Source organism: Methylibium sp. T29 (assembly GCF_000576205.1).
GTDB lineage: Bacteria > Pseudomonadota > Gammaproteobacteria > Burkholderiales > Burkholderiaceae_C > Methylibium > Methylibium petroleiphilum.
The window spans coordinates 1-1,133 of record NZ_AZND01000518.1 but is presented as its reverse complement, the minus strand read 5'-3'; the positions used below and the strand labels follow the sequence as shown (position 1 = coordinate 1,133).

The 1,133-nt window shown below is 72.4% G+C and carries 1 protein-coding gene; it reads right to left on the bottom strand.

Annotated features, from left to right (window positions below; translation table 11 throughout):
• Positions 1-1,133, bottom strand: a 1,133-nt coding sequence (locus x551_RS22505) for a chorismate-binding protein (protein ID WP_036251837.1), incomplete at both ends; no start/stop codon positions are given.

Below are 1,133 nucleotides of genomic sequence, written 5' to 3'. Positions count from 1 at the left end.
GTCGAGCGACAGGCGCAGCCGGCAGGGCGCGCCGGCGGGCAGGCGGCCGACCTGCTCCTGCAGCGCCTCACGCAGTTCGATCTCGTCCCAGCGAAAACCCAGCGCGGTGGCACTGCGCTGCAGGCGCGCGAGGTGACGGTCAAGATGGCGCACGCCCTGCTCGCGCGTCGCGTGCAGGGTCTCGAAGATCGAGAAGCCCGGATCGAGGCCGGTCAGGAAACGCCCCTTCAACTGGCATTCCCCGTATTCGTCCTCGGCCTCGCTGTCCAGCACGATGCCGGCACCGATGCCCAGCCGGCCCGCGCGCAGACCGTCGGGCGCGGGCGGGCCCAGGGTCAGCGTGCGGATCGCCACCGACAGGCAGAAGTCGCCGCAGGCCCCGTCCGGCGCTGCGGTCGGCAGGTCGACCCAGCCGATGGCGCCACAGTACAGGCCGCGTGGCGTGCTTTCCAGCCCGGCGATCAGCTCCATCGTGTGGTGCTTGGGGGCGCCGGTGATCGAGCCGCAGGGAAACACGGCGCGCAGCACCGTCGGCAGGTCGGTGCCGGGTGCCAGCTCGGCACTGACCGTCGAGGTCATCTGGAACACGGTGGCATGCGACTCCACCTCGAACAGCTCCGGCACCTTCACCGAGCCGGTGCGGGCGATGCGACCGAGGTCGTTGCGCAGCAGGTCGACGATCATCAGGTTCTCGGCGCGGTTCTTGGTGTCCAGGCTCAGCAGCCGGGCGGTCTCGCTGTCGCCTTCGAGCACCGCACGGCGCGGCGCCGTGCCCTTCATCGGCTTGGCGACGAGCCGGCCCTGCGCATGGCGGACGAACAGCTCCGGCGAGCACGACAGCACGTGTGCGACGCCGCTCGCGGCCACCTCGTCGGCCGGCAGCGCGATGAAGGCGCCATAGGGCACCGGCTGGCGCGCACGCAGCCGGCGGTAGAGCGCGACCGGCGCGCCGTGGGCCTGGAAGTCCAGCCGGTAGGTGTAGTTGACCTGGTAGGTCTCGCCGGCGCGGATGGCCTCGTGGATGTGGCCGATCGCGGCGTGGAAGGCGGTGCGGTCCACGCTGGCCTGCACGTCCAGCGCGCCGGCCGGGCCAGGCTCGGCCGAGCCCTCCCGCGTGGCCAGCCAGTGCCCGG